The sequence below is a fragment of the Labrenzia sp. ATLA3 genome (assembly GCF_057180185.1).
This window is the reverse complement of sequence record NZ_JBXUKV010000006.1, coordinates 25,623-51,187: the sequence shown is the minus strand read 5'-3', so window position 1 is coordinate 51,187 and position 25,565 is coordinate 25,623. Positions and strand designations below refer to the sequence as shown.

At 58.6% G+C, this 25,565-nt stretch carries 25 protein-coding genes; 7 read left to right on the top strand and 18 right to left on the bottom strand.

Annotated features, from left to right (window positions below; genetic code table 11):
- Window positions 1-192: 192 nt before the first annotated feature.
- Window positions 193-870, bottom strand: a complete 678-nt coding sequence (locus AC2A6O_RS16975) for an OmpW/AlkL family protein (protein ID WP_498928831.1) — start codon at window positions 868-870, stop codon at window positions 193-195.
- Between the two features lie 515 nt (window positions 871-1,385).
- Entirely contained in the window at window positions 1,386-2,327 is a 942-nt protein-coding gene (locus AC2A6O_RS16970; protein WP_205514114.1) for a glycine--tRNA ligase subunit alpha, read from the bottom strand.
- Window positions 2,328-2,643: 316 nt separating this feature from the next.
- Between AC2A6O_RS16970 and AC2A6O_RS16965 the strand changes: the two genes are divergently transcribed.
- Window positions 2,644-4,035, top strand: a complete 1,392-nt coding sequence (locus AC2A6O_RS16965; protein ID WP_498928829.1) for an MATE family efflux transporter — start codon at window positions 2,644-2,646, stop codon at window positions 4,033-4,035.
- Between the two features lie 54 nt (window positions 4,036-4,089).
- Here the strand turns inward: AC2A6O_RS16965 and AC2A6O_RS16960 are convergent, their stop codons facing one another.
- The 4 genes from AC2A6O_RS16960 to AC2A6O_RS16945 all read right to left on the bottom strand — a co-directional run bounded on the left by AC2A6O_RS16960 (window position 4,090) and on the right by AC2A6O_RS16945 (window position 7,050).
- Window positions 4,090-4,275, bottom strand: coding sequence for a hypothetical protein (locus AC2A6O_RS16960; protein WP_006935813.1), 186 nt, complete (start codon window positions 4,273-4,275; stop codon window positions 4,090-4,092).
- A 47-nt stretch (window positions 4,276-4,322) separates the two neighbouring features.
- Complete coding sequence (locus AC2A6O_RS16955) at window positions 4,323-5,180, bottom strand: S49 family peptidase (RefSeq protein ID WP_498928827.1); 858 nt, start codon at window positions 5,178-5,180, stop codon at window positions 4,323-4,325.
- Between the two features lie 117 nt (window positions 5,181-5,297).
- Entirely contained in the window at window positions 5,298-5,894 is a 597-nt protein-coding gene (locus tag AC2A6O_RS16950) for a PilZ domain-containing protein (RefSeq protein ID WP_498928825.1), read from the bottom strand.
- 196 nt (window positions 5,895-6,090) lie between these two features.
- Window positions 6,091-7,050 carry a uracil-DNA glycosylase gene (locus AC2A6O_RS16945; RefSeq protein WP_498928824.1) on the bottom strand — a complete coding sequence of 320 codons (960 nt, stop codon included), beginning with the start codon at window positions 7,048-7,050 and terminating at the stop codon, window positions 6,091-6,093.
- Window positions 7,051-7,429: 379 nt separating this feature from the next.
- Here AC2A6O_RS16945 and AC2A6O_RS16940 point away from each other — a divergent pair, with 379 nt between their 5' ends.
- Window positions 7,430-9,106, top strand: coding sequence for an electron transfer flavoprotein-ubiquinone oxidoreductase (locus AC2A6O_RS16940; RefSeq protein WP_498928822.1), 1,677 nt, complete (start codon window positions 7,430-7,432; stop codon window positions 9,104-9,106).
- 861 nt (window positions 9,107-9,967) lie between these two features.
- On the opposite strand, the gene AC2A6O_RS16935 is transcribed toward AC2A6O_RS16940, so the two are convergent.
- From AC2A6O_RS16935 to AC2A6O_RS16905, 7 genes are all read right to left on the bottom strand, one after another.
- Complete coding sequence (locus tag AC2A6O_RS16935) at window positions 9,968-10,186, bottom strand: hypothetical protein (RefSeq protein WP_498928820.1); 219 nt, start codon at window positions 10,184-10,186, stop codon at window positions 9,968-9,970.
- A gap of 103 nt (window positions 10,187-10,289) precedes the next feature.
- The gene (locus tag AC2A6O_RS16930) at window positions 10,290-11,606 is read right to left on the bottom strand and encodes a DEAD/DEAH box helicase (protein ID WP_148585130.1); all 1,317 of its coding nucleotides are present in this window, start codon (window positions 11,604-11,606) and stop codon (window positions 10,290-10,292) included.
- A 333-nt stretch (window positions 11,607-11,939) separates the two neighbouring features.
- Window positions 11,940-13,064 (bottom strand): PQQ-dependent sugar dehydrogenase, encoded by a 1,125-nt coding sequence (locus AC2A6O_RS16925; protein WP_498928818.1) that lies wholly within the window; start codon window positions 13,062-13,064, stop codon window positions 11,940-11,942.
- Window positions 13,065-13,135: 71 nt separating this feature from the next.
- Window positions 13,136-13,483, bottom strand: a complete 348-nt coding sequence (locus AC2A6O_RS16920) for a chorismate mutase (protein ID WP_148585133.1) — start codon at window positions 13,481-13,483, stop codon at window positions 13,136-13,138.
- Between the two features lie 82 nt (window positions 13,484-13,565).
- Window positions 13,566-15,860 carry an NADP-dependent malic enzyme gene (locus AC2A6O_RS16915; RefSeq protein WP_148585135.1) on the bottom strand — a complete coding sequence of 765 codons (2,295 nt, stop codon included), beginning with the start codon at window positions 15,858-15,860 and terminating at the stop codon, window positions 13,566-13,568.
- Between the two features lie 107 nt (window positions 15,861-15,967).
- Window positions 15,968-16,612, bottom strand: a complete 645-nt coding sequence (locus tag AC2A6O_RS16910; protein ID WP_498928815.1) for a ceramidase domain-containing protein — start codon at window positions 16,610-16,612, stop codon at window positions 15,968-15,970.
- Window positions 16,613-16,651: 39 nt separating this feature from the next.
- Entirely contained in the window at window positions 16,652-17,878 is a 1,227-nt protein-coding gene (locus tag AC2A6O_RS16905) for an aminotransferase-like domain-containing protein (RefSeq protein WP_498928813.1), read from the bottom strand.
- A 186-nt stretch (window positions 17,879-18,064) separates the two neighbouring features.
- On the opposite strand from AC2A6O_RS16905, the gene moaB reads away from it, so the two are divergent.
- On the top strand, window positions 18,065-18,622 hold the full coding sequence (gene moaB / locus AC2A6O_RS16900) for a molybdenum cofactor biosynthesis protein B (RefSeq protein WP_498928811.1): 558 nt from the start codon (window positions 18,065-18,067) through the stop codon (window positions 18,620-18,622).
- Between the two features lie 47 nt (window positions 18,623-18,669).
- Here the strand turns inward: moaB and AC2A6O_RS16895 are convergent, their stop codons facing one another.
- Window positions 18,670-19,365, bottom strand: coding sequence for a glycosyltransferase (locus AC2A6O_RS16895; protein ID WP_498928809.1), 696 nt, complete (start codon window positions 19,363-19,365; stop codon window positions 18,670-18,672).
- Window positions 19,366-19,867: 502 nt separating this feature from the next.
- Here AC2A6O_RS16895 and AC2A6O_RS16890 point away from each other — a divergent pair.
- From AC2A6O_RS16890 to AC2A6O_RS16875, 4 genes are all read left to right on the top strand, one after another.
- Entirely contained in the window at window positions 19,868-20,575 is a 708-nt protein-coding gene (locus AC2A6O_RS16890) for a substrate-binding periplasmic protein (RefSeq protein WP_498928807.1), read from the top strand.
- 156 nt (window positions 20,576-20,731) lie between these two features.
- A complete protein-coding gene (locus AC2A6O_RS16885) occupies window positions 20,732-21,844 on the top strand; it encodes a PA0069 family radical SAM protein (RefSeq protein ID WP_498929450.1) in 1,113 nt (370 codons plus the stop codon).
- Between the two features lie 45 nt (window positions 21,845-21,889).
- Window positions 21,890-22,540: a ribonuclease HII gene (gene rnhB, locus AC2A6O_RS16880; RefSeq protein ID WP_498928805.1), complete on the top strand. Its 651-nt coding sequence runs from the start codon at window positions 21,890-21,892 to the stop codon at window positions 22,538-22,540.
- Window positions 22,537-23,121: a GNAT family N-acetyltransferase gene (locus AC2A6O_RS16875; protein WP_498928803.1), complete on the top strand. Its 585-nt coding sequence runs from the start codon at window positions 22,537-22,539 to the stop codon at window positions 23,119-23,121. Before rnhB ends, AC2A6O_RS16875 begins: the two co-directional genes overlap by 4 nt.
- A 245-nt stretch (window positions 23,122-23,366) precedes the next feature.
- Here the strand turns inward: AC2A6O_RS16875 and AC2A6O_RS16870 are convergent, their stop codons facing one another.
- From AC2A6O_RS16870 to AC2A6O_RS16855, 4 genes are all read right to left on the bottom strand, one after another.
- On the bottom strand, window positions 23,367-23,846 hold the full coding sequence (locus tag AC2A6O_RS16870) for a F0F1 ATP synthase subunit B family protein (RefSeq protein WP_148585150.1): 480 nt from the start codon (window positions 23,844-23,846) through the stop codon (window positions 23,367-23,369).
- 10 nt (window positions 23,847-23,856) lie between these two features.
- Entirely contained in the window at window positions 23,857-24,417 is a 561-nt protein-coding gene (locus AC2A6O_RS16865; protein WP_148585152.1) for a F0F1 ATP synthase subunit B, read from the bottom strand.
- A gap of 81 nt (window positions 24,418-24,498) precedes the next feature.
- Window positions 24,499-24,723: a F0F1 ATP synthase subunit C gene (locus AC2A6O_RS16860; protein WP_006935776.1), complete on the bottom strand. Its 225-nt coding sequence runs from the start codon at window positions 24,721-24,723 to the stop codon at window positions 24,499-24,501.
- Window positions 24,724-24,793: 70 nt separating this feature from the next.
- On the bottom strand, window positions 24,794-25,543 hold the full coding sequence (locus AC2A6O_RS16855; RefSeq protein ID WP_148585154.1) for a F0F1 ATP synthase subunit A: 750 nt from the start codon (window positions 25,541-25,543) through the stop codon (window positions 24,794-24,796).
- Between the last annotated feature and the right edge of the window lie 22 nt (window positions 25,544-25,565).

Genomic DNA, 25,565 nt, shown 5'->3' with positions numbered 1-25,565 from the left:
CACTGCGAAAACAGTGATTTTCGCTTCTCTGCGCAATTGTCCTTTACCTCGAGCCAGATCAGGCCACGGGAGCCTCCTCACAGATAGAAGCCGGACTGGATGGCCTGGAGCCCCCGGACACGAAAAAGCCGGGACCGCTAGGCAGCCCCGGCTCATTCGCCGCATCAATTTGCAAACTTTAAAGTGCCTCGATCAGAACCGGTAGGTGAGACCAGCACCCACGAGCCAGGGATTGATTTCCGCCGTACCGTGCATCTTCGTGCCGCCGACCGTCACGTCGTAGTCGGGCTCCAGGAAGATCTTCTTGACGTCGAGGTTCACGCCCCAGTGGTCATCGATCATATAGTCGAAACCAGCCTGCAAAGCCGCGCCGAAGCTGTTTTTGATATGCAGGTTGTCTGCACTATCTGCCGACTGGTTGTAGAATATCGTGTAGTTTACACCAGCGCCGACGTAGGGCTTGAACTTGCCGAAGTTGGTGAAATGATACTGCAGCGTGAGGGTCGGCGGCAGCAGCCAGGTCTCACCGATTTCTCCCAGAGCCGATATCGACCCCTCACCGTTGACCTTGGCAAAGGTCGTTCCGAGGATCAGTTCCGCAGCGATGTTGTTGGTGAAGAAGTAGGTGATGTCGAGTTCGGGGATCACGGTATCCGAGTAGGAAAGGTCGGAGCCGGAGATTCCGTCCACCGAGCCGCTGTCCTGGGTGATGACACCGAGTGCACGAACGCGGATTTGCCAAGGGCTCTTCGGCGCGACGGCCTCGAATGCCGCCGGCGGCTCGCTGCTTCCAAGATCGGCTGCCAGCGCCTGCTGGGCACACGTCATCGCCAAGGCTGCGGCTGCAAGGCCGCTCCATTTCCTGTTCATTTCAGTCTCCATGAGTCGTCGCGCAGAAGCGCGCTGTCCGTCCGGCGTAGGCGCCTGGAGATGGGCCAACATTGAGATGGATCAAATCATCGGGACCGATATCAAAACTTACGTTACGACCATTTACCGATAGTTGCATTTTTGCATCAACATATTGATTTTTATAATAATTCCAGTTTGCAAATTGACGGCTCAGCGCGCTCCCGCGACCGGTCTCCGGCCACTTTTCAGACTTGCGCGATGGCGCCCGGTCTTGTGTGAAGCACATACGTCCCATGGCCCGAAACGGGCACCTCGCGCCCGGCAGAACGACCGGTCATGCGGTCGAAGCCTCACCGGTGTTCAGGTTGGTAGCAGATGGGTGACGGGATGACCGTGCGCATACGTTCGCGAACTGCGCAGGCTCGCGCTGGTGGCAGGAAACACCACAGCACGCAAGCCGCCTGTCAGCGGGCGCAAATGCACCGGTCAAATGACGCGATTTTAAAGGGTCAGCTCAAGAACGTGGAGTGCGTTCAACCGGCCGCCTGGTTGTCATAGCCGACACCGCCGGCTTCCGTTTCCAGGAAGGCAGCGCCGCAGGCTTTGGCCAGTTCGCGCACACGCAGAATATAGCTCTGGCGTTCGGTCACGGAGATGACGCCACGCGCATCCAGCAGGTTGAAGGCGTGGCTGGCCTTGATGCACTGGTCATAGGCCGGCAGAACCACCTGGTGCACGTTGGCACCGGCAGCTTCGCGCGCCTTGGCGCCTGCTTCCAGCAACGAGCGGCATTCGGCTTCGGCATCCTTGAAGTGGCGGAACAGCATTTCCGTGTCCGCGTGCTCGAAATTGTGCCGGGAGTATTCCTGCTCGGCCTGCAGGAAGACATCGCCATAGGTAACCTTCGCGTCGCCTTCCATGCCGTTGTAGTTGAGGTCATAGACGTTATCGACGCCCTGGATATACATGGCCAAGCGTTCCAGACCATAGGTCAGTTCGCCGGAGACAGGCGAACATTCAAAGCCGGCCACCTGTTGGAAATAGGTGAACTGCGAGACTTCCATGCCATCGCACCAGCATTCCCAGCCAAGCCCCCAAGCGCCCAGGGTCGGGCTTTCCCAGTCGTCTTCCACAAAGCGGATATCGTGCAGCTTCGGATCGAGGCCGATGGCATAGAGCGAGTTCAGATAGAGCTCCTGAAGGTTCGACGGCGACGGCTTCAGGATTACCTGGAACTGGTAATAGTGCTGCAGGCGGTTCGGGTTCTCGCCATAGCGGCCATCTGTCGGCCGGCGCGACGGCTGCACATAGGCAGCACGCCACGGACGCGGACCGAGCGAGCGCAGTGTCGTTGCCGGGTGAAACGTACCGGCGCCGACTTCCATGTCGTAAGGCTGAAGCACAACGCAGCCCTGGTCGGCCCAGTAGCGCTGCAGGGTCAGGATCAGGCCTTGAAAGGAATTTTCCGGCCGCATGTGCGCCGGCAGGGTTTCAGTCGACATGAAGATGTTCCGCGAATGTGGCTCTGCCCGGCGTTCAACGACCGCCGGTTCGGGCGACAGGTGCCACGATGTCGGGGCAAGGTCAAGGCGAAGCGGGCGTGGCTGTTTCAGATTGACGGACCGACGGCTCCACGCTATCCCTCGCACCGGCTCCAGAATGCCTGCCGCTCGCGGACGTCAGTCACGGTGAAATTCTGGTTTTCAAGACTTTCTGTTCCCCACGCATTTCGCGCTGGTGGCAATGCGAGCCCCTCCTTCCTGATCGAAATGCCCATTGATGGAGAACGGAATGTCTTCCGACATATCCCGGCCCAATACATTTACGCATGGGCCAATCCTTCCGACCCTGGTCAGAACCGCCTTGCCCATCATCCTTGTGATGAGCATGAACGGGTTATTGACCGTGGTCGACGCCATATTCCTCGGCCTTTTCGCCGGGCCGGACGCCCTCAGCGCGGTCACGCTGATGTTTCCCGCCTATATGCTGCTGGCAGCACTGGCCACCCTGGTTGCCAGCGGCATGTCCAGCGTGCTTGCCCGCAAGCTCGGGGCAGGCCTTGGGACTGATGCTGAAGCGGTTTTCGCCGGTGCCCACGGACTGGCCCTCGCCATTGCAGCGATCGTGATCACGCTGTTCGCTGTCTTCGGCGACGGGCTTACCCGGGCCGCCGCCGACGGTTCGGCGGAGATTGCCGGTATGAGCCATACCTATCTGGCCATTACGGTTGCTTTCTCTCCGCTGATGTTCGTTCTGTCGGTAAATGCGGATGCCCTGCGCAATGAAGGCCTTGCCGTCTTGATGGCAGTCTTCAGCCTGCTTGTTTCGCTGGCCAACATCGTTTTCGATTATCTGCTGATCGCGGTCTTCGACTATGGCGTAGCCGGCAGTGCGGTCGGTACCGTGCTGGCGCAAGCCCTGGCGCTTGCAATCATGCTGGCCTTTCGGCTGAGCGGGAAAACGGACCTGTCTCCGGTCGCGCTTCTGCGGTACCCGCTGACGTCATCCTGGCGCGCCATCCTGATGCTTGGCGCGCCCCAGAGCCTGAGCTTCATCGGCATTGCCATCGGTTCCGCGGCGACCATCGCCGCGCTTCAGTCGGCTGGTGCCAGCGGCTACGAGGCAACGGTTGCCGCGTACGGGATCGTCACTCGCATCATGACCTTCTGTTATTTGCCTCTCCTGGGCCTTGCCCAGGCGCTGCAGGCCATGATCGGCAACAATTCCGGTGCGGGCCTGTGGCATCGCTCGGACAATACGTTGCGTTTGGGGCTGGTTACGGCATTTGCCTACTGCGGTCTCGCGGAGTTGGTGCTGACACTGTTCTCGCACGAGATCGGCTTCGCCTTTGTCGACGATCCCCTTGTCGCAAAGGACGTCGGCCGGATCCTTCCGGTGATCGTGGCGCTCTATTTTGTGGCGGGACCGCAGTTCATGGTGGCGACCTATTTTCAGGCGCTGGGGGACGCTGGTCGGGCGGCACTTTTGAGCCTCACCAAGCCCTATGCCTTCTTCCTGCCGCTGGTGTTCGTGATGCCGGCCTATTTCGGAGAGAGCGGCATCTGGCTGTCCAGCCCTCTGGCTGAACTGATGTTGCTGGTGGTGACGCTCGTGCTGCTGGCCGTTACCGCGCGCAGTGGACCGGCCCGCTGGGGCCTGTTCCGGGCAGTCCCGGCGAAATAATGCTGACGAAAGAAAGAATAGTGACGGCGGGTGATCAAATTGCCCGCCGTTTCCTCAGGCTTGCGGACGGTATTTGCCGCTGACCGGATCCTGCACCAGTTTGGCGCCACGGCCATTCGGATCTGCCTTGGCAGCGGCCCGGGAAATCTGGTTTTCAACCTCGGCCATCTTGCGCTTCACGCGCTGCACGATCCAGTAGCCACCCACTGCCAATGCGGCCACGCCTATCAGTTCGGTCATATCGTTTCCCCTTGCTCGCCCGATTTTCACACACTCATTGTGCCTTTTTAAAGGCCATAGCGCATCCACATTGCCCGCTCTTCAACAGAGGAGATCAATTCCTCGCCAACGCCTTCCAGCAGCCTACCCTTGCCGAGGTTGACCCCAACCCCAGCCTTGCGGCCCAAAAGCCCCCGAGGCGCGGAAATCAGTTTCGGTTCGGCCTTGTCTCCAAAGCGATCCTTGATCACGCCACGCAGGTCGCCAATTGCATCGACAAGCCCCAGTTCGACACCGGTTCGGCCGGTCCAGAACTTGCCCGAAAAAAGGTCGGGGTCGTTTGCCAGCACATCGCCCCGGCGCGACTTGACCATGTCGATGAAGGTCTCGTGGATCTCAAGCTGCAGGCTTTTGATGTATTCGATGTCTTCCGGCACTTCCGGCTGGAAAGGATCAAGCGTGACCTTCTTTTCACCAGCTGTATAGACACGCCGGTCAACACCGATCTTCTTGATCATCTCGGTAAAGCCGAACCCGGCCGCAACAACGCCGATAGAGCCGACGATGGACGACGGATCAACGAAGATCTCGTCTCCCGCGAGCGCAATCATGTAGCCGCCGCTGGCAGCCACATCCTCGACGAAGACCAGAACGTCCTTCTCGTTTTCCTTCGCCAGTTCGCGTATCCGCTTGAAGATAAGCCGCGACTGAACGGGCGACCCGCCCGGCGAATTGATGACCAGGGCCACTGCCGGCGCCTTCTTCATCGAGAAGGCCTTTTCCAGCGGGATGGACGCGGTCGCAAGGGACAACCCGGACCGCAGCGGTCCACCGCCGCCAATCGCGCCGCTGAGGCGCACGACCGGGATTACCGTCTTGTCATTTCGAAAGCGTTTGGGAAGTAACCGGCGAAGGGATGAAATCACGCGAAAAAAGCCCTGAAAGAGTTCACAATCTCCTTCCGATATATGTACGCGAGGGCCGCTTGCAAAGGCTCTGACCGTCAAAACCGTGCTGCGCGCTTTTATAACGCGAAGACCAGCTCAACTGCCGAACGCGCTGATCTTCTTTTTTGCCTTGCGTTTCGGCTTGGCTTCTTCTTCCTTCAGGCGCTCCAGCAGGTCCTCCGGTTCGGGTTTCTGCGCCGGTTCAAACGGCCAGGTGAGCCTGGCTCCGGCCTCGCTGTTCTTGCGCCAGACAATCTTTGCGCTGATGGGCAGATCAAGATCGGGAATAAAGACTTCGATATCCGCAGGAAGACGATCCAGTCTGTCTCCCTGCAGCCGGCAGCCGGATCTGCTGGCATCGATTATCCGGCACTTCAGCGTCACCGGGTTGGTCTTTCCGCAGACAATGGCCGTGATCCGGACCTGACGCCGGGCTTCACGGCGTTTTTCTCCCTGGCTCTGGTGTTCAACCTGAAAGGAAATCTGGGCTTGCTGGTCGCCATAGGCAATCACCGTCCCGCGCACCAGCCTGTCGAAGCCTGCCAGACGCAAGCCAACTTCCTCTTTCAGGAGGTCAACCTTGTCGGACGCGATCCAGCAGCCCTTGTCCGTCAGATCATAGGCGGTTGCTTCGAAACAGGACATGTCCGCCAAGTCGACGACAAGCGCCGCAATGCATTTGTCTGCATCCATTGTCGTGACCAGGTTGTTCAGAGTTCCGGCAAAATAGCACATTCCCGCCCGAATTCTGCCAGCCGCTCCCTTTTGCCGAAATGCTACTTTCGACGCCAACAAGAGGATCCGCGCGGTTTTTCAGCGATGTTGCTCAGCACCAAGCAGCAGGCAAAAGCGCTTCTGCCTGGCAAGCTGCAATCACACAGCGCGCTGATCAATCCGGCGTCTTTTCACCAAGCTTCTGTTTGATTGCCAGAAAATCTCGCCAGGACAGCCGCTTTTCAAGTGGGCTGCGCAAGAGGTAGGCCGGGTGATAGGTGGCGATGGCCGAGATATCCCGCCCCTTGCAGGGGTAGGTCATCCAGCGACCGCGCATCTTGCGAATGCCGTCCTGAACGCCGAGCAGGGTCTTGGCCGACGCCGCGCCGAGAAAGACGAGCACATCCGGGTTGACCAGCTCTATCTGGCGTAAAATGAACGGTTTGCAGATTTCGGTTTCCTGCGGGGTCGGCGTCCGGTTGCCCGGCGGCCGCCAGGGCACCACGTTGGCGATGTAGGCCGAAGAGCGATCCAGACCGATGGCTGCCAGCATCCTGTCCAGCAACTGACCGGAACGTCCGACGAACGGCAGGCCCTGCAAGTCCTCGTCACGCCCTGGCGCCTCGCCAACAAACATGAGCTTCGCCGCAGGATTGCCATCGGCAAACACAAGCTTTTTGGCCGTCAGTTTCAGGTTGCACCCTTCAAAGGAGCTCAGGCACTTGCGCAGCTCGTCGAGCGTCGGGGCCGACGCCGCCAGATCCCGGGCAGCAGCGATGATTTCCCTGTCGGGCAAAACCGGCGCCTGGCCCACGGACGCAGGCGGTGCTGTGCCGACCGAAGCTGCAACGGGTGCGGCCGGAACCGGGGCCGCTGTCTGACCCTGAAAATTGTTTGCAGGCGTCTGATGCCGCGGCTGCTGCGGCTGGCTGTGTCCTGCCGCTTGCGGAGCGGCTTGCGCCCTTTGCGCGGTGTGCTCTCGTGTGAGCGCCACCCAATCGACGGGATCGTCCTGAAGAAAACAATCGACCCCCGCCCCCGCGTAGAAATCCAGCAGGGCTTCGAGATGTCTTGGGTCGTTCGGGATCTGTTGCAAGTGGCTGCCTCCGGCGCGGAGTTTAACGACCCCGGTCATTTCTACAAGCATGCAGCAGTGTGACACGCTCAATGCGGCCGGTTTTCCAAAGCCTGTGCACACGAGAGCGAAGATAACCCCGTGCGATATAACGCTTACGTAAGCGGAATATCGGCACTTGACGCCCTTTGCCTGCTTTGGTCTATCTGGGCCTCAACAGGAGGATCAGCGTCCTGATTTCGCAATTGCCGATGAAAAATGTCGTGTTTTGCGCTGCAAAATAAGGCAAATAAGCGGTAAGGGCTAATAGGCACTGGTTCTGAACGAACGTGGTCAAGTTGCTCTGACAGTCGGATATCAGCCGTTATCGAGACGCTGGCTAACCTGAACAGAGCTCCTTGCGGCGCAGATGTTGCCCTTTGGGCGGAGGGAGAAAAAGATGAGCGAACAAGAAGCGCTTGGCGAACGCGAGAGCATGGATGTGGATGTTGTGATCGTTGGCGCCGGGCCCGCAGGCCTGGCAGCTGCGATCCGGCTGAAACAGATCGCCAATGACAAGGGCGAGGAGCTGAGCGTCGTCGTCTTGGAAAAGGGGTCCGAGGTCGGTGCGCATATTCTCTCCGGCGCAGTGATCGACCCAATCGCTCTCGACCAGCTGCTTCCGGAATGGCGCGAAGAAGAGACGCCGATCAAGACGGCGGTCACCGACGACCATTTCCTCGTGCTGGGGCCTGCAGGCTCCATGCGCCTGCCGAACATGTTCATGCCGAAGCTCATGAACAACCACGGCAACTATATCGTCTCGCTCGGCAACGTCTGCCGCTGGCTCGCCGAGAAGGCTGAAGCTCTGGGTGTCGAAATCTACCCGGGCTTTGCCGCCGCCGAACTTCTTTATGACGACAACGGCAACGTGGTTGGCGTTGCAACAGGCGACATGGGAATCGGCCGGGATGGCAAGCCCAACGCCATGTTCACGCGCGGCATGGAGCTGCGCGGCAAATACACGTTGATCGGCGAAGGTGCCCGCGGCTCTCTCGCCAAGCAGCTCATTGAGAAATACGACCTCGACAAGAACAGTGATTTTCCGAAGTTCGGCATCGGCATCAAGGAATTGTGGCAGGTTGCCCCGGAAAAACACCGGCTCGGCCTCGTGCAGCACTCCTTCGGCTGGCCGCTGGACGGCAAGACGGGCGGCGGCACCTTCCTGTATCATCTGGAAGACAACCAGGTGGCGGTCGGCTTCGTCGTTCACCTCAATTACGAAAACCCCTGGCTGTCACCTTTCGATGAATTCCAGCGGTTCAAGACGCATCCGGCCATCCGCGATACCTTCGAAGGCGGCAAGCGCATTTCCTATGGCGCCCGTGCCATCACCGAAGGCGGCTACCAGTCGGTTCCGAAGCTCTCCTTCCCCGGCGGCCTGCTGATGGGCTGTTCCGCGGGCTTCGTCAATGTGCCCCGCATCAAGGGCTCCCACAACGCAATGCTGTCCGGCATGCTGGCAGCTGAGGAAGTGATGGCAGCCATCGGCCGCGGGGAGGCCCATAACGAGCTGAGCAACTACGACGCGACCTGGCGCGAAAGCCCGATCGGCAAGGATCTGTGGCGTGTGCGCAATGCCAAGCCGCTGTGGTCGAAATTCGGCACCGCAATCGGTATCGCCCTTGGCGGGCTCGACATGTGGACCAACGAGCTGTTCGGCTTCTCCTTCTTCGGGACGATGAAGCACGGCAAAAAAGACGCCGACACGCTGAAGCCGGCCAAGGATTGCAAGAAGATCGACTATCCGAAGCCGGATGGCGTCGTTTCCTTCGACAAGCTGTCGTCTGTTTTCCTGTCCAACACCAATCACGAAGAGGATCAGCCGATCCATCTGAAGGTGAAGGACGAGGCGCTGCAGAAGCGTTCGGAACACGACGTCTTTGCCGGCCCCTCCAGCCGTTATTGCCCGGCGGGTGTTTATGAGTGGATCGAGGAAGGCGAAGATGCGCCGCGGTTCCAGATCAACTCGCAGAATTGCGTGCACTGCAAGACCTGCGACATCAAGGACCCGAACGGCAATATCACCTGGACGGTTCCCGAAGGCTCCGGCGGTCCGAATTATCCGAACATGTAAGTAAGTCTGGCAGACTGCCAATCGTTGAAAGCCACGTGGTAACGCGTGACTTTTTTCGTTTGCGAAAAAACGGACAGCACCGGAAAGGAAACCTTTCCGGTGCTGCAGTCTTGTGGCCGATGGGTCGTAATCAGGCTGGCTGTTGTGGGGGTCCAGCCTGTTGCGGTTATCGAACGCGGTGACAGGACCGAGCAGTCATGCCACTCGGCTTGCCGCCGCGTCTTTGCCCGCGCCACAAGTTCGTACCCGTACTGACGACGGGCTGTTCTTTATGAGGTCGATGGTCCCGATGGAGCCAGCGTGCACATTATCCCAGAACAGCTCTGGATTTTTTTTCAGGTTTCGATTCACTTAAATCGGTTAACCAAAACCTTGATGGCGCCGAAATAGGCTCACCCAACGGCAAGGTCAATTAATTTATTCACTAAATAAAAACTTGTTATGGCTCCAAAAGGCAAAATAATACCAATTGGTCAAAAAATTCGATCAGACAAACGCACGCGAAAGACCTCACCGGTATTTCACAAAATCGGATAGAAAGACGCTGATCGCATCGCGATATTTATCGAGAAAACCACGGGCCCGTTTTTTCTTTTCCAAACAAGGCGATAGTCAACCTACCCCTTCAGACAGGCACCATAAATTTTTTCTATACAATGATAGATAAAGAAAATGAAAACGCCAATTCTTTGAAATCTAAGCACTTCTTTAAAACGATTGAAGGTTCACTCGACCTCAGGTTGTCACTTAAACCAAAGTCTTATACGCGTAAATATTCTTAAGTTACTGTATTTATTAAATAAATATTTTTTCCACACGATCAGAGCCGCATAAACGGTTGTGATTGCAGTCTCGTGTTTGTTAATTTACGTTTACTTCAACGGGGCTAATTTGTAGCAACTCACCAAGCTTTTGGTGGTTTTCAGCAAGGTCTGTGGAATTCTTCCGCAGTTTTCCCGAAAGATTGACGAGATCGAGCTGCGCACGCGGCTGGATACCTTGTGGACAGGAAGTATGCAGGCGCATGGCCAGGCTGCGGCGGTTCTGGCTCTGATCCGGCGGTTCATCCACCAAATTCATTCAGTGCTGTCAAAGCAGTTCTGAAACCCATCGACCACAAGGTTCGGCGCCGGGAAGGCCACTTCCCGGTGCTATTTCTTTTCAGGTTCTCGTACTGAAAACCTCAGGCAGCGTCTCTGCGCGTGTTCTGACGACGGCGACGCGGAGGCCGGCGGTTTTCGGATGCGTTGTCATTCGCACCGGAGGACGACTGCTTGCGGAACGGCTTCTTGCCGCCCGGTTTGCCGTTACCGCCGTTGCTGTTCCTGTTCCCGCCCCGCTTGGCACGGCCGGAGGATGCTGCGGACATCGGCGGAACATCGCCACCTGCCACAGTAATCTCGATACCGATCAGCTTTTCGATCTGACGGAAAAGGCCGATTTCTTCCGGAGCACACAAGGCAACCGCCTCACCATCGGCACCGGCACGGGCCGTACGGCCGATCCGGTGAACATAGGCTTCCGCCACTTCCGGCAGCTCAAAGTTATAGACGTGGCTGACACCTGGAATATCGATGCCACGGGCGGCAACATCCGTTGCCACAAGCACGTTGATGGTGCCTTCCCGCAGTTCCTTGATCGCACGGTCGCGCTGGTTCTGGCTCTTGTTTCCGTGGATCGAGCCAGCGGAAATGCCAGAATGCGACAGTTTGCGCATCAGCCGCTCGGCGCCATGCTTGGTGCGGCAGAACACCAGCGAAAGCCCATCCGGGTTGTCGCGAAGCTGATCGACGAGGAAGTCGCCTTTTGCGGTCTTGTCCATGAAATGAACCGACTGAGTGACCTTGTCCGCGGTCTTGCCTGCCGGGGCGACTTCAACCCGCTCCGGATTGCGCAGATAGGACTGTGCCAGTTCGTTGATCTGTTTCGGCATGGTGGCGGAGAACAGCAACGTCTGGCGCTTGTCGGCGACCAGTCCTGCAATCCTGCGCAGGGCATGGATGAAGCCGAGATCAAGCATCTGATCCGCTTCGTCGAGGACCAGATGGGAGGCCGTGCGCAGATCAATCGCCTGGCGGTCGACCAGATCAAGCAAGCGGCCCGGCGTTGCCACCAGAATGTCGGTGCCCTTCGAAAGGCGCTTGATCTGCCCGTTGATGGAGACACCACCCACGACGGAGGAAACCCGCAGTGGCGTATGTTTCAGAAAGGAAATCAGGTTCTTGGCGATCTGGTTCACCAGTTCGCGCGTGGGTGCAAGAATCAGCGCCCGTGTGCCCTTCGGGGCAGCTTTCTTGTTCTCCATCAGAAGCCGGTCGATCAACGGCAGGCCGAAAGCCGCCGTCTTGCCCGTACCGGTCTGCGCCAGACCCATCAGGTCCCGGCCTTCCAGAATCAACGGAATGGCCATCTGCTGGATCGGCGTCGGAGTGTCATAGCCATTCTCGGAAACGGCAGTTACGAGGCCGTTGGAGAGTCCCAGGCTTTGAAAGTCGGTCAATATAAAATCCTTGGTTCAAGCGAAAACAAACGCTTGGTCAGCCGCACGTCGATGACGGTGCGGCTCAAAGTTGGAGTGCGGTACAGACGGCAGCCATCGCTGCTCGGTCTCCTTACCGCCAGACCCTCGCGTGAAATGGGAACTGGTTGAACCCCTCATTGGGTTCTTGAAGTGGCAACTTTCTTGCGACTGCCCGCCAGGAATGTGTTCCTGTACGGGGCGCACTCTCTGCTCACGCGGCAGTGGTTGCACTGCGCTATATCGACGGGATGGGGCGCAATGTCAAGCAAAGAAGCCAGAAAAGCTCTTATAGCTCAAAAAGTTCGACTGATCTCACGGCTTCAGACGAAGCAGGCGGCCATCGTCGCTGTCGGTCAGGACATAGATGTAGCCGTCAGGCCCCTGACGGACGTCACGGATCCGCTCGCCCAGATCCGTCAGAAGCTTTTCCTCGCCAACCACCCTGCCATTCTCCAGGTCAACACGCGCGAGATGCCGCCCGGCCAGAGCACCAACCAGTATGTCGCCCTTCCATTCCGGATAGAGATCGCTGGTCACAAAGGCCATGCCGGACGGTGCAATGGACGGATCCCAATAGTGGATCGGTTGCTCCATCCCGTCTTTTGACGTGCCAACGCCGATCTTTCCACCCGAGTAATGACGTCCGTAGGAAATCACCGGCCAACCATAGTTCTTTCCAGCTTCGGGAATGTTGATCTCGTCGCCGCCGCGCGCACCGTGTTCAACCGTCCAGAGCACTCCGGTGTCCGGATGAATCGCAGCTGCCTGGGGGTTTCGATGGCCGTAGGACCAGATCTCCGGTTTGGCGCCTTCCTGGCTTATGAAGGGATTGTCCGGTGCCGGTTGCCCATCCCGCGTCAGCCGCAGCACCGACCCGGCATGGTCCGCCGTGTCCTGTGCACGCTCGCCGTCTCCCCGCTCTCCGACTGTCATGAACAAGGTTCCGTCGGGCGCAAAGGCAAGCCGCGAACCGAAGTGGCGGCCACCGTAGGCCCGGTTGTTGCCGGAAAATATGGTCTGCCCGTCTTCCAGCACAAAGCCGCCTTCAAAGGCATTGGCCAGCCGCGCCCGGAAAAGGGACGTGCCGGCGCCTTCGGGGGAGCCTTGAGAATAGGTCAGGAAAAGCGTTCGATCGGTGGAGAAATCGGGGCTGAGCGCCACATCCAGCAAACCACCCTGCCCTTGCGCAAACACTTCCGGCGCGCCGGCAACCTCGCTTTGCCTGCCGGATGGATCAATATGCTTTACCGCGCCGTCGCGCTCGGTCACCAGAAAACCCTCGTCTGGCAGGAAGGCGACACTCCAGGGATAGGACAAGCCGGCGCCGACGGTTTCGAGCTGAACGGCGGATTGTGCCAACGCGGCAGGGGCAAGCGGCAGACCAAGCACGGTGGCTAGTGCGGCCACACCCGGAAGAATAGACAAATTCAATGTCATGACGGCTCCACGAACGATCCATATCCGCTACTAGGTAGGCGTTTGATCCGTCCGGGAAACCCGGCAAGGCGCTAAAAATCGGAACCCGGTTTCGACGGCATGTCCCGAAGTCGCTCCAGCCGAGCGGCGATCGTGCGTTTCTCGAAGGCCACGTTCCAGTCGATCAGCGTACGCCAGACAGCCTCGGCCTGCTCGCCTTCCAGGCCCAGTTCCTCTGCTCTGCTCTTCAGGGCTGCAATCATTGTTTCAATCCGCTGGGCGTCAAAAGCCTCATCAGGATGCTGTTTCAGTTCCGCCATGCGGCGGACGTATCCCTGGCGGCGGGCAAAGAGCTGCAAGAGGTCCTCGTCGAGCGCATCGATGGCGGATCGTATGTCCGTTTTGCTGACGCAGTCGGCGGGCTGTTTCAATCGGGTCATGGTGTGCCGTTTTTAAAATGGAAAGGCGGACCGGTGGTGCCGGTCCGCCTTGATCGGAAGAAAGCGCTGTTGCAAGCCGGACCTAGCGGGAAGACCGGGTCTGCGCCTCGACGCCGGCAAGCGCCGACATGTTCACGACGCCGCGTGAGGTTACCGACGGTGTCAGAATATGCGCAGGCTTGGCGGTGCCCAGCAGAATTGGACCGACATGAAGTGCCTGTGTCGAGACCTTCAGCAGGTTATGGGCAATGTTGGCCGCATCCAGGTTCGGGAACAGCAACAGGTTGGCTTCCCCTTTCAGTTTGCTGTCCGGCATCACCCGCTCCCGCAGATCGACGCTGAGGGCGCTATCGCCGTGCATTTCTCCATCGGCTTCCAGCTCCGGATAGCGCTCCCAGATCATGTCCAGTGCTTCGCGCATCTTGCGTGAGGATGCAGTGTCTCGGGATCCGAAATTGGACAGCGACAGCAGGGCAACCTTCGGTTCGATCCCGAAGCGCTGAATTTCCTCGGCAGCGAGGATTGCCATTTCGGAGATCTCTTCCGCCGTCGGGTCTTCCGTGACGAATGTGTCCGACAGGAAGATCGCCCCTTGCGAGTTGATCAGCAGCGACATGGCCGAAAGATCTCTTGCCGTTTCGCAAACGCCGATCACCTGCTTGATATCGCGCAGGTGCCGGATAAACCGTCCCTCAAGGCCGCAGATGACCGCGTCAGCGTCACCGCGGCGCACCGCGAGTGCTGAAATCACGGTGGTATTGGTTCGAACAATCGTCCGCGCCGCATTTGGCGGCATGCCCCTGCGGCCGACACACTCGAAATATTCATCGACATAGTCGCGGTAGCGCGGATCGTCCTGCGGGTTGATGAATTCGAAATCGACATCCGGACGGATGCGAAGACCAAAGCGTTCACAGCGCTGCTGCAACACATCCGGACGGCCAACTAGGATCGGCTTGGCGATATTGTCCTCGATCAGAACCTGTGCGGCCCGCAGAACGCGCTCGTCCTCGCCTTCCGCATAGATGATGCGCTTCGGGTCCTTGGTTGCGTTCTGGATGATCGGCTTCATGATCAGGCCGGACCGGAAGACGAAACGGTTGAGCCTGTCCAGATAGGCGGTGAAATCCTCTATCGGGCGCGTGGCAACACCGGTTGCCATGGCAGCCTTGGCGACGGCCGGTGCAATGCGCAGGATCAGGCGCTGGTCGAACGGCGACGGGATCAGATAGTTCGGACCGAAGGTTTCCGTCTTGCCGCCATAAGCACGCGCAGCAACGTCAGACGGTTCCTCGCGGGCAAGGCCCGCAATCGCCTCGACGGCGGCCCGCTTCATTTCCTCATTGATGGTGGTCGCACCGACATCAAGCGCACCCCGGAAAATATAGGGGAAACACAGGACGTTGTTGACCTGGTTGGGATAGTCGGACCGCCCGGTACACATGACCACGTCGTCCCGGGCAGCCTTGGCGTCCTCCGGCATGATTTCCGGGTTGGGGTTGGCCAGCGCCAGGATCAGCGGGCCCTTGCCCATCTTCTCCACCATGCTCGGCTTCAAGACACCGGCAGCGGACAGGCCAAGGAAAACATCGGCACCGTCGATCACCTGATCGAGAGACCGCAGATCCGTCTTCTGGGCAAAGACCGCCTTCCATTCGTCCATCAAGGCTTCACGACCTTCGTAGACGACGCCTTCGATGTCGGTCACCCAGATGTTTTCCCGCTTCGCACCGAGCGAAACCAGCATGTTCAGGCAGGCGAGCGCCGCCGCCCCAGCGCCGGAGGCCACTATCTTGGCGTCCTCGATCTTCTTGCCGGCAAGGTCCAGCCCGTTGCGAACCGCGGCCCCGACGATGATCGCCGTGCCGTGCTGATCGTCGTGAAACACCGGAATGTTCATTTTTTCCCGGAGCTTCGATTCAATCATGAAGCATTCGGGTGCCTTGATGTCTTCCAGGTTGATGCCGCCGAAGGTCGGCTCCAGAACGGACACCGCATCAACGAATTTCTCGACATCGGTCTGCGCCACCTCGATATCGAAAACGTCGATACCCGCGAATTTCTTGAAGAGGACCGCCTTGCCCTCCATCACCGGCTTGGACGCCAGCGGGCCGATATTGCCGAGACCGAGAACCGCCGTGCCGTTGGAGATGACGGCAACCAGATTGCCGCGCGAAGTGTAATTGGCGGCCAGGGCCGGGTTGTCGGCAATCGCAAGACACGGCGCGGCGACACCTGGTGAATAGGCCAGCGCAAGGTCGCGCTGGTTGCCAAGCGGCTTGATCGCCTGGATTTCCAGTTTACCGGGGCGTGGATGCTCGTGATAGAACAGGGCTGCTTCTGTCAGATCACTTCCGGTCTTTTTACTGTCGCTCATGACGGTCCCTGTCTCCTGCCTCTTCCCTAAGGTCATTATGTTGTGTCGCAAAGCCGTCCGGTCTATCCGCGACGATGATCTGCAATTTTATGAATACTCTGTGAGATTTAACCGGCACGATGCCTGATGAGAACCCGTAATAACAAAAACAGTACAAGCCCGTTCAGAATATGCCACAGGAAATGCGTACCGATTGCAAGCTGATCGCAAATCGGACCATCCAGGGTCCGGAATGTCAGCGACACGGCAAAGATGACACCGGTCAGCAGCACCTCGCGCCCGAGCGGGGCATTCCTGAGCACAAGCAGCCCACCCACCGCAAATATCGCCACAAGCGCGGGCACGTAGCCGGCAGACGAGCCGACGATCGGCGCGAGCGCCTGTCCCACGAAGGGTGTTGCGGCAAAAAACGCGATCACCACACCAAGCGCCAGCCACCAGGCCAATCCCAGAAACCGGTTCAGCGCCGCATAAAGGTAGACATGGATGAACAGCGCGATCGGGATGACATCCGCAAGGCTCGCCCATCGTGTCGCAAAAGTGTGGAACAGCAACGACCCGACGCCGGTGATGAAGACGATGCCGATCATGGCGAGTGCGAAGAAATCGTCCGGCGTCTTCCGGCGCCAGAGCATATAGCCGGCGATCGCCGCAATCAGAAAAGCCGCATTGGTGAGCGCATTGAGCGGCTCGGACCAGACCTCCGGCCCGGTCCGCTCACAATAATTGTCCAGCTTTTCGGTCAGCGCCATAGGCTCCAACACCCGCCCCTGCTTCTTCCTTCGAAGGACTTACAACTTGGATGTGACAGTTTCGGTAATCAAGCGTCCAAGCCTTGAAATACCTTCTTCAATTTTCGGATAGTCGTTACAGGAAAAGCTGAGCCGCAGGGTGTTTGCGCCGGTACCGTCCGGATGAAAGGCGCGTCCCGGCACGAAGGCGACCCGTGCCGTTTCGATGGAAGTCTCCAGCAGAGCGGCTGCATCCACCCCTTCGGGCAGCGTCATCCAGACGAACATGCCGCCCTCCGGCCGGGTCCAGCTAACGCCTGCCGGCATGTGCTTTTCCAGCGCCGCCAGCATCGCGTCGCGGCGGGCCTTGTAGACCGTATTCGTCTTTGCCGTATGCGCCTCGAAAACACTCTCGGCAACCCGGGCCATGGCTTCCTGGTTGAGCACCGGCGAATTCAGGTCGCTTGCCTGTTTGATCAGTACCAGTCTGGAAATAACGTCAGCCGCCGCGCAGATCCAACCGAGGCGCAATCCCGGCGAGAGTGACTTGGAAAAGCTGCCGCAGTAGAGCGTACGAGCTTTGTCGATCCCGCCCGAGGCTTCGCAATCGAGAGCCAGCATCGGCGGCAGCGGTTCGCCGTCGTAACGCAGTGCCTCATACGGCGAATCCTCAATGACCGCGCAGGAGAGTTCCCCGGCCAGCGCCAGAAGACGCTTTCGCTCAGCCAGATCAACCGTCAGGCCGGTCGGGTTGGCAAAGTCGGGAGACAGATACGCAAATTTGACCCGTCCGCCCCTTTCGCGCGCCGCCGCCGCATAGTCTTCTGCCGGGCGATTGGCCCCGGGGTCAAGCCGGTCGTAGCCAGGCTCATAGGCATTGAAGGCCTGCAGTGCGCCCAGATAGGTCGGCCATTGCACCAGTGCGGTGTCGCCTTCGGTCAGAAACAGTTTGCCGATGTAATCCAGCCCCTGCTGAGAGCCCGACGTGACCAGGATATTCTCCGGCCCACACTCGACCCCGAGGCGGCGCATATGGCTGACGATCCAGTCGCGCAGGCGGGCGCTGCCCTCGCTCATGCCGTATTGCAGGGCACGGCCTGCGCTCTCACCCGCCAGGATTTCCTGATAGGCGGCCTTGAACGCTTCAGCGGGAAACAGGGCTTGATCGGGAATACCACCGGCAAAGTTGATCACATCCGGCTGGTCCAGCAGTTTCAGCAGTTCACGGATTTCGGAAGCGCGCATGCGACTGGCGCGTCGGGCGTAGAGGCTTTCCCAGGTTGTCATTGTTGGCTCATTGTCTTTTTGATTGGCTATTTAAGTCAATAATACTGACCTAACTGTTTTGCAAGTGTCTCAATCTTGTTATTTTTTGTAATTTTATTTCAAAACACATTTGCCACGACAGTTTGCGAGCAGCCTCTGGAAGCCGGTGCGCCGATCGCCTATGTCTGGAGAGCAAAGGAGTTCGCCATGTCCCGTCTCGATGAAAGCCGTCCGTTCATTCCGCTCAACATTGCTGTGCTGACGGTTTCAGACACCCGCAAGCTTGAAGAGGACAGGTCCGGCAACACGCTGGCAGACCGGATCGAAAAGGCCGGGCATGTGCTTGCGGACAGGCAGATCGTCACCGATGACATTCCGGCCATTCAGGCGGTCGTCAAAGGGTGGATCGAAGACAAGGGCGTGGATGTGATCGTCTCCACCGGCGGCACCGGCTTTACTGGGCGGGATGTGACGCCGGAAGCCATGGAGCCGCTGTTCGAAAAACGGATGGACGGCTTTTCCGAGGTCTTTCACCGGATCTCCTACGACAAGATCGGCACGTCAACGATCCAGTCGCGCGCCACCGGTGGTGTCGCCGGGGCGACCTATATCTTCGCCCTGCCCGGCTCACCGGGCGCCTGCAAGGATGCCTGGGACGGTATCTTGAAATGGCAGCTGGACTATCGGCACATGCCCTGCAATTTCGTGGAAATCATGCCCCGGCTTGATGAGCACCTGAAGCGCGGCAAACTGCGCGAGGCCTGATCTCACTTGATCGTTCGGAAGGTGCCCGAACGGTGGGCGCCGAGGCCTTACCCGTGCAGCTTGACGGCAACGCTTGCCGGAATACGCAGAGTGCCGACGCAGAACCGTGCGAAGGCCTGACGAAGGCGTGACACAAGCTGTTCCTGCTCAGGCTCTCCGGAAGAAACCGCAGCCGCCCGCAGGAACACCATCCGCCCGCGCCCGATCCGCTTGGCGATATCGAGATCTTCCAACTCGGGCAGTGGCCGATGACCGCCGAGCTTTTGATAGAACTGCCTGGAAATGAGGAGGCCCTGGTTGCCGTAGGGCATGCCGAGCAGTTGCGACCGCAGGGCCGCGAAGGACTCGCTCAGCCGTGCGCTCAGGCCGAAGGCTTCGTAGCGAAGGCTGAAACTGGCTGCTGTCCGCGGGCCCTTGGGCGCACGGGCCGCACGCTCGACGAAGGCCTGGGCTTCATGATGCCAGCCGCTTTCCAGAAGCGTTTCCGGCCGCAGAAACAGAAGCCACTCTCCCCGGCTTGCCACGGAAGCCCCATAGGCCAGGCGCTCGCTGCGGGATGCGGTGCTGCGGTTGATCCAGACACACCCTGCAGCGTCAGCAACTTTTTCCGTGTTATCCGAGGACCCGCCATCAACCACGATGACTTCGCGCACAACACCTTCTGCCGCCGCCGGCACCAGGGCTGAAAGCGCGTGAATCAGTTCGGATTCAGAATTTCTTGTCGCAATGATGACGCTAATCATGGCCTCAAGTTTTACATGATTTTTTTCAAAGTGCGAGTGTCACCGACAAAGCAGGCGCAGTTTTTTGTTCGGCTTCTTGACACAATGCAATAATCAGCCACGTACGCAACGTGATATAGCGTGTGGCAATGTCTACTTTGGTCGCAGGAAAATAAAAGACCGGGTGAATGCTGCACCAGTACCTGTTCCAAATAACGAAAATCCCTTTGAAAATTTGGTTCACCCTGCCATTGAGCGATATTCATGCAGACTTTTTTGGAAATTTGACCCGTTTCTGCGAAACGCCGGACTGGATTTCATTTTATTTTAAGAGAGCACGCCAAAGCTGAAGGCCTGCTTCCCGACCAGGACACAGGCAACAGGCGCTATGACGACACCTGATCAAAAGCCAAACTTCGGCCGACACTGCCTGGCGCGGTCCCCTGGGCGGTTATTTGCGGGGTTTGCCGGGTTTGTCCTGGCACTGGCTTTGCAGGCCGCGACTGCGTCAGCGCGAGACCTCGTGGTGCTGGCTACGCCTGAAGAGCCTTACAAGTTCGCCGACCACGGGGTCTATCAAGGCATCGACGTAGAGGTTCTCGATGAGGTCATGCGCCGCCTCGGCCTTTCCTATTCGCTGACATTTGTCGAATCCGGCACCCGCATTCAACAGGAAGCACGTGCCGGGCGTGCGGACATGCTGCTGCTGTTTTCCAAAAATCAGGACAGGATGGAGTATCTCATCTATCCGCAGGAAAGTTACATCGACATCAGCTGGCGCTTTTTCATCCGTGCGGAAGATGCCGGGTCAATTCAGTTTGACTCCTATGACGACCTGCAGGGACTTCAGATCGGCATCACCCAGGATTTTTCCTATACGCCGGAGTTTCTTGCGTCCGGCCTCGATTTCCAGACGATTGCCAGCAACAACCTGCAAATCGGAATGCTTCTGGCCAAACGTGTTGATGCTGTTCCCATGAACACGATCAGCACGCTTTACGAGGAAAAGAAGGCCGGGCGTCTGGCTCAACTGGCCACTTTGCCTCAACCGCTGATCACCAAGCCCTATTACAACGTCTTTTCCAAAGCCTCCACTTTTCCGGAAATCGAGAGCCTGCCAGGGCGCTATGATGCAACCATTCGCCAGATGCAGTCGGACGGCACGCTGGATGCAATTCTGGTAAAATACCTTGGCCGCCACCCAGGCAGCGGCGACCGTGACGGTTCCTGAGTTTACAGCTAGCGCAAAACTCCACCATCTTTTGAAGTCCTGACCGCGCGGGACGTAAACGACACCTTGCATCACGTCGGCACCGTGATAATGTTCCCGTTATGTTCCAACCCATAACCTGGACCTTGCCGCGTGCCCCTCAGCCATCCCGAAGAGATTTCCCTTGCAGCCGACGTGACCGGCAACGTGCCCGATGTCCGCTCCGTCGCCGAGAACAGGCGGCGGGGACGCGCGGCGGCAATCAACGCCTCCGGCCGGTTCGAAAAGCTGTCACGCGAATATTTTGACGACGGCTGGGAAAGCCTTGAAGACCTGCCGCCGCTGAAGACCCAGGTTCAGGAAGAGCGTGCAAGGACAATCATCACCCGGAACGAATCGCCTGATATTTCCTTCGACCGCTCGATCAATCCCTACCGGGGCTGCGAGCACGGCTGTATCTACTGCTTCGCCAGGCCAAGCCATGCTTTCATGGGGCTGTCTCCGGGGCTCGATTTTGAAACAAGGCTGTTTGCCAAACCCAACGCCGCGCAGCTTCTGGAACGTGAGCTGTCCCGCCAGGGCTACCAACCGCGCGTGATCGCCATAGGCACCAACACGGATCCCTATCAGCCAATGGAGCGCGGCTACAAGCTGATGCGTGAGATCCTGGAGGTTCTGGACAATTGCTCCCACCCCGTCGCCATCGTTACCAAGTCGGCGCTGGTAACGCGTGATATCGACATATTGTCGAGGCTGGCGGAGCGAAACCTTGTGAAGGTGGCCTTGTCGGTCACGACGCTCGACAAGAAGCTCTGCCGCGCGATGGAGCCGCGCGCCTCCGCGCCACACAAGCGGCTTGAGGCTGTGCGGGCGCTTTCGGATGCCGGAATTCCAACATCGGTGATGATGGCGCCGGTGATCCCTGCCCTGACCGACAGCGAGATTGAAAACGTGCTGGAAGCGGCAGCCGAGCATGGCGCAACGGAAGTCGCCTACATCCTGCTGCGGCTACCGCTGGAAGTTTCCGAGCTGTTTCGCGACTGGCTGCTGCGCGAGCGGCCAGACCGCTATCGCCATGTGATGAACCTGATCCGATCCATGCGCGGCGGCAAAGACTACGATGCCAAATGGGGGGAGCGCATGCGCGGACGCGGCCCTTATGCCGATCAGATTGCCAAACGGTTCTCGCTGGCAGCGAAACGGCTCGGCCTTAATCTCCGTCGGAAGAAACTCAATACGGAAGCCTTCGTCCAGCCGCAAAAAGGCGGTGTGCAATTGGATCTCTTTTGACGCGGCATCTTGAGAAACGGCCTGTCCGGCGGCAGGGTGCGTGGCATGACGTTCAGCCCTTCCCTTTTCGATCTTGCCTTTCCCGATAGCCCGGATCTTGCGATTGAGCGCAAACACGCGGCCGCATTTGACGGTCGGCTTTGCGGTGTCGACGAAGCCGGTCGCGGCCCCTGGGCGGGGCCTGTCGTAACCGCAGCCGTTATCCTTGACTACGACCGGCTGCCCGACGGCCTCAACGATTCCAAGAAACTGACCGAGGCCCGGCGTGAAGAGCTCTACGAACAGATTGTCGCAACGGCCCATGTCTCGCTCGCAAGTACGTCACCGGCAACCATTGATGCTTTGAACATTCGCACCGCGACCCTGACGGCCATGGTGCGGGCCGTCAATCACCTGCCTCTTGTTCCCGATTACGTTCTGGTCGATGGCCGCGACGTGCCGCAGGGTCTGAAACAGGCCGGACAAGCGCTGATCAAGGGCGATGGGCGCTGCCTGTGCGTGGCGGCGGCCTCCATCGTGGCCAAGGTCGCTAGGGACCGGATGATGGTGCATCTGGATGCCAGTTTTCCGGACTACGGGTTTGCCCGGCACAAGGGATATGGCGTACCGCAGCATCAGGTGGCTCTGGAGCGCCATGGACCGACGGTTCACCACCGCATGAGCTTCAAACCGGTCAGGCTGGCAGCCGGCTCGTGAGGAACGTCATCACACGGTTCGACATGCCAACACCTGGTTTGCCTGTGAACGCGGAACTCAGTGAAGCAATCACCTCGGATTTCGATGCCTTGGCGGCACTTTCGATCGAAGTTTGGCTGGATACTTACGCCCTTGAGGGCATACCCGACAGTCACGCCAGGCACGTTCTGCAGACATATACGCCGGATGCGTTCGCGGCCGTCTTAAACAGCCCGGATAAGCGTCTGATCGTGTGCCGCTCCGGCGCCGGATTGCTTGGATATCTGCGACTCGACCTCAAGGCGCGGCCGATCCAGCCCGATTTGGGAACGGTAGAAATAGAAACCCTCTATGTCCGGCGACACCATCAGGGCTTGGGGATTGGTCGCAAGCTGCTTGAAACTGCCTGCCTCCTTATCCGCGAAGCTGGTCACCAGACGTTTTTTCTGACCGTCTACGAGGGCAACCTGAAAGCCATTGGTTTTTACAAGGCACAGCGCCTGGTGGTCGCGGGCCGCTGGACGTTCGACTTCGAAGGTGGCTCGGCCCCAAACCTGATCATGACACGAAATTTGTCCGACGCAGGCCTTCAAGTGGACTGACGCATTTGGAACGTCGATTGCCCCAGATCACATCCGAGACTGGCGCAATGTTCGCGTGCATGCGCACCGCGTTTGCGCGAGGGGCATTCCAGAACCACAATTGCTCCTTTACAAAACGCCTCGGTCAGTAGTGGACCTTGACGTTCTGCCGACAGACACAGCGGGTTTCGGGCGGTTTGTAACCAGCAACAAAAAAGCGGCCCCGAAAGGCCGCTTCTTCAATTCGTCAGCAGAGTGGACCGAACCTAGTTCAGCCGCTCCTTCACCTGGTCGATGCTCTTGGCGAGGATGTCGTCGGCGACTTTGTCCTTCACCTTGGCGGCGAGGATTTCCTCAGCCGCAGCAATGGCAACGTCGGTAGCCTTGGCGCGGACTTCAGCGATTGCCTGGCTTTCGGCCTGTGCAATCTTGTCTTCCGCAGACTTGGTGCGGCGTGCGATCATTTCGTCCAGAGCCTGGCCGGTTTCGAGCGTCAGGCGCTCGGCTTCCGAGTTGGCTTCCGCAATGATGGCTTCGGCTTCGCCTTCGGCTTCGTGACGCTTGCGCTGATACTCAGACAAGAGAGCCTGGGCTTCTTCACGCATCTTGCGTGCGTCTTCCAGTTCCTTGCGGATCGTTTCGGCGCGGTCGTCAAGCGATCCGTTGATCTTGGCCGGTACCTTGACGTAGATGATCACGACGAAGAACAGGATAAGACCGATCAGGGCCCAAAATGTAGCGTCCATGACGGTCTCCTCAGTTCATCGCCGACTTGAGCGCCTTGTTCAGGTCGGTCTTGGTCGGAGCTTTGCCGATCAGCTGCTCGACGAGCGCTGATGCGGATTCTCCGGCAATGTCGCCGATCTGAGAAAGGGCATCGGTCTTGGTTGCGGCGATCTGTGCTTCAGCTTCCTTCAGCTTCCCATTCAGCTCGGCTTCCACTTTTTCGCGGCGAGCTTCGTGATCTGCCTTGAGCTTGGCCCGTGTTTCATGGGCAATGCCATGAGCCTTGTTACGGGCTTCGGCCAGCGCCTGCTCGTAAGCTGCGATCGCAGCGTCGGTTTCTTCCTTCAGCCGGTTGGCTTCGGAAATGTCACCGGCGATACGGTCCCGGCGGTCTTCCAGAATACCGGAGATCCGCGGAACGGCCACATTCTTCATGATCCAGTAGAACACGCCGAACGTGATCGCGAGCCACAAGAGCTGCGAAGCAAATGTGGTGCTGTCAAAAGGCGGGAAACCCGCGCCATGCTCTGCGGCCGGCACTTCTATGGCTTCGTGCATGCCTTCTGTGGTCGAGTGAGTTTGGCCTGCCATTTCCAGTCTCCTAAATCCGGCTAGGCGGCGCTAGAGCGCGCCGCCACCGGAGTCGCATCGGTAGTCGCTAAGGATTAGCGATTAAGCGAACAGGAGGATCAGAGCCACCAGCAGGGAGAAGATGCCCAGAGCTTCCGTCACGGCGAAGCCGAAGATCAGACGGCCGAACTGGCCATCAGCAGCGGACGGGTTGCGCAGAGCGCCTGCGAGGTAGTTACCGAAAATGTTGCCGAGGCCAATGCCTGCGCCGCCCATGCCCAGGCATGCGATACCGGCACCGATGTATTTTGCTGCTTCTGCTTCCATGACACGTGCTCCTAAATGGTGTTTGCAGATTGCTCACTCGCGGCGCAAAGGCCGTGTGATTGGGTTACCCTCAGTGTGAAGGATGAATGGCGTCGTTCAGATACATGCAGGTCAGAACGGTAAAGACGTATGCCTGCAGGAACGCGACCAGGAATTCCAGAGCCGTCAGGGCAACCGTCATTCCGAGAGGGAGAATGGATCCGAAGATACCAACCGCACCCATCGCGCTAAGGCTGACGATGAATCCGGAGAACACTTTCAGCGTGATGTGACCGGCAAGCATGTTCGCGAAAAGACGAACGGACAGGCTGATCGGACGCGAAAGAAACGAAATCACCTCGATCAGCGTCACGAGCGGGATCAGTGCCGCAGGCACGCCACTCGGAACGAAGAGCTTGAGGAACTTCATGCCATTTCTCATGAAGCCGTAGATGATCACGGTGAGGATCACCAGCATCGCCAGCGCGAAGGTCACGATGATGTGGCTGGTGACGGTAAAGAAGTACGGGAACATCCCGAAAAGGTTCGCGACCAGAACGAACATGAAGAGCGAGAACACGAGAGGGAAGAAGCGCATCCCTTCCGTTCCCGCCGCACTTCGTAAAGTCCCGGCTACAAACTCATACGCCATTTCCGAAATCGACTGCAGACGGGTCGGAACAAGTCCGCGGCCGCTGGTCGAGAAAATCAGGAATGCAGACGTCGCCGCCACGGTCAAAACCATGAACAACGAAGAGTTGGTGAAAGAGAAATCCATGCCCCCGACTTCAATCGGGAATAGCGTCTGGATATGGAACTGATGGATCGGATCGTTCGCCACCGGCCAGCCTTCTTCGCTCGTT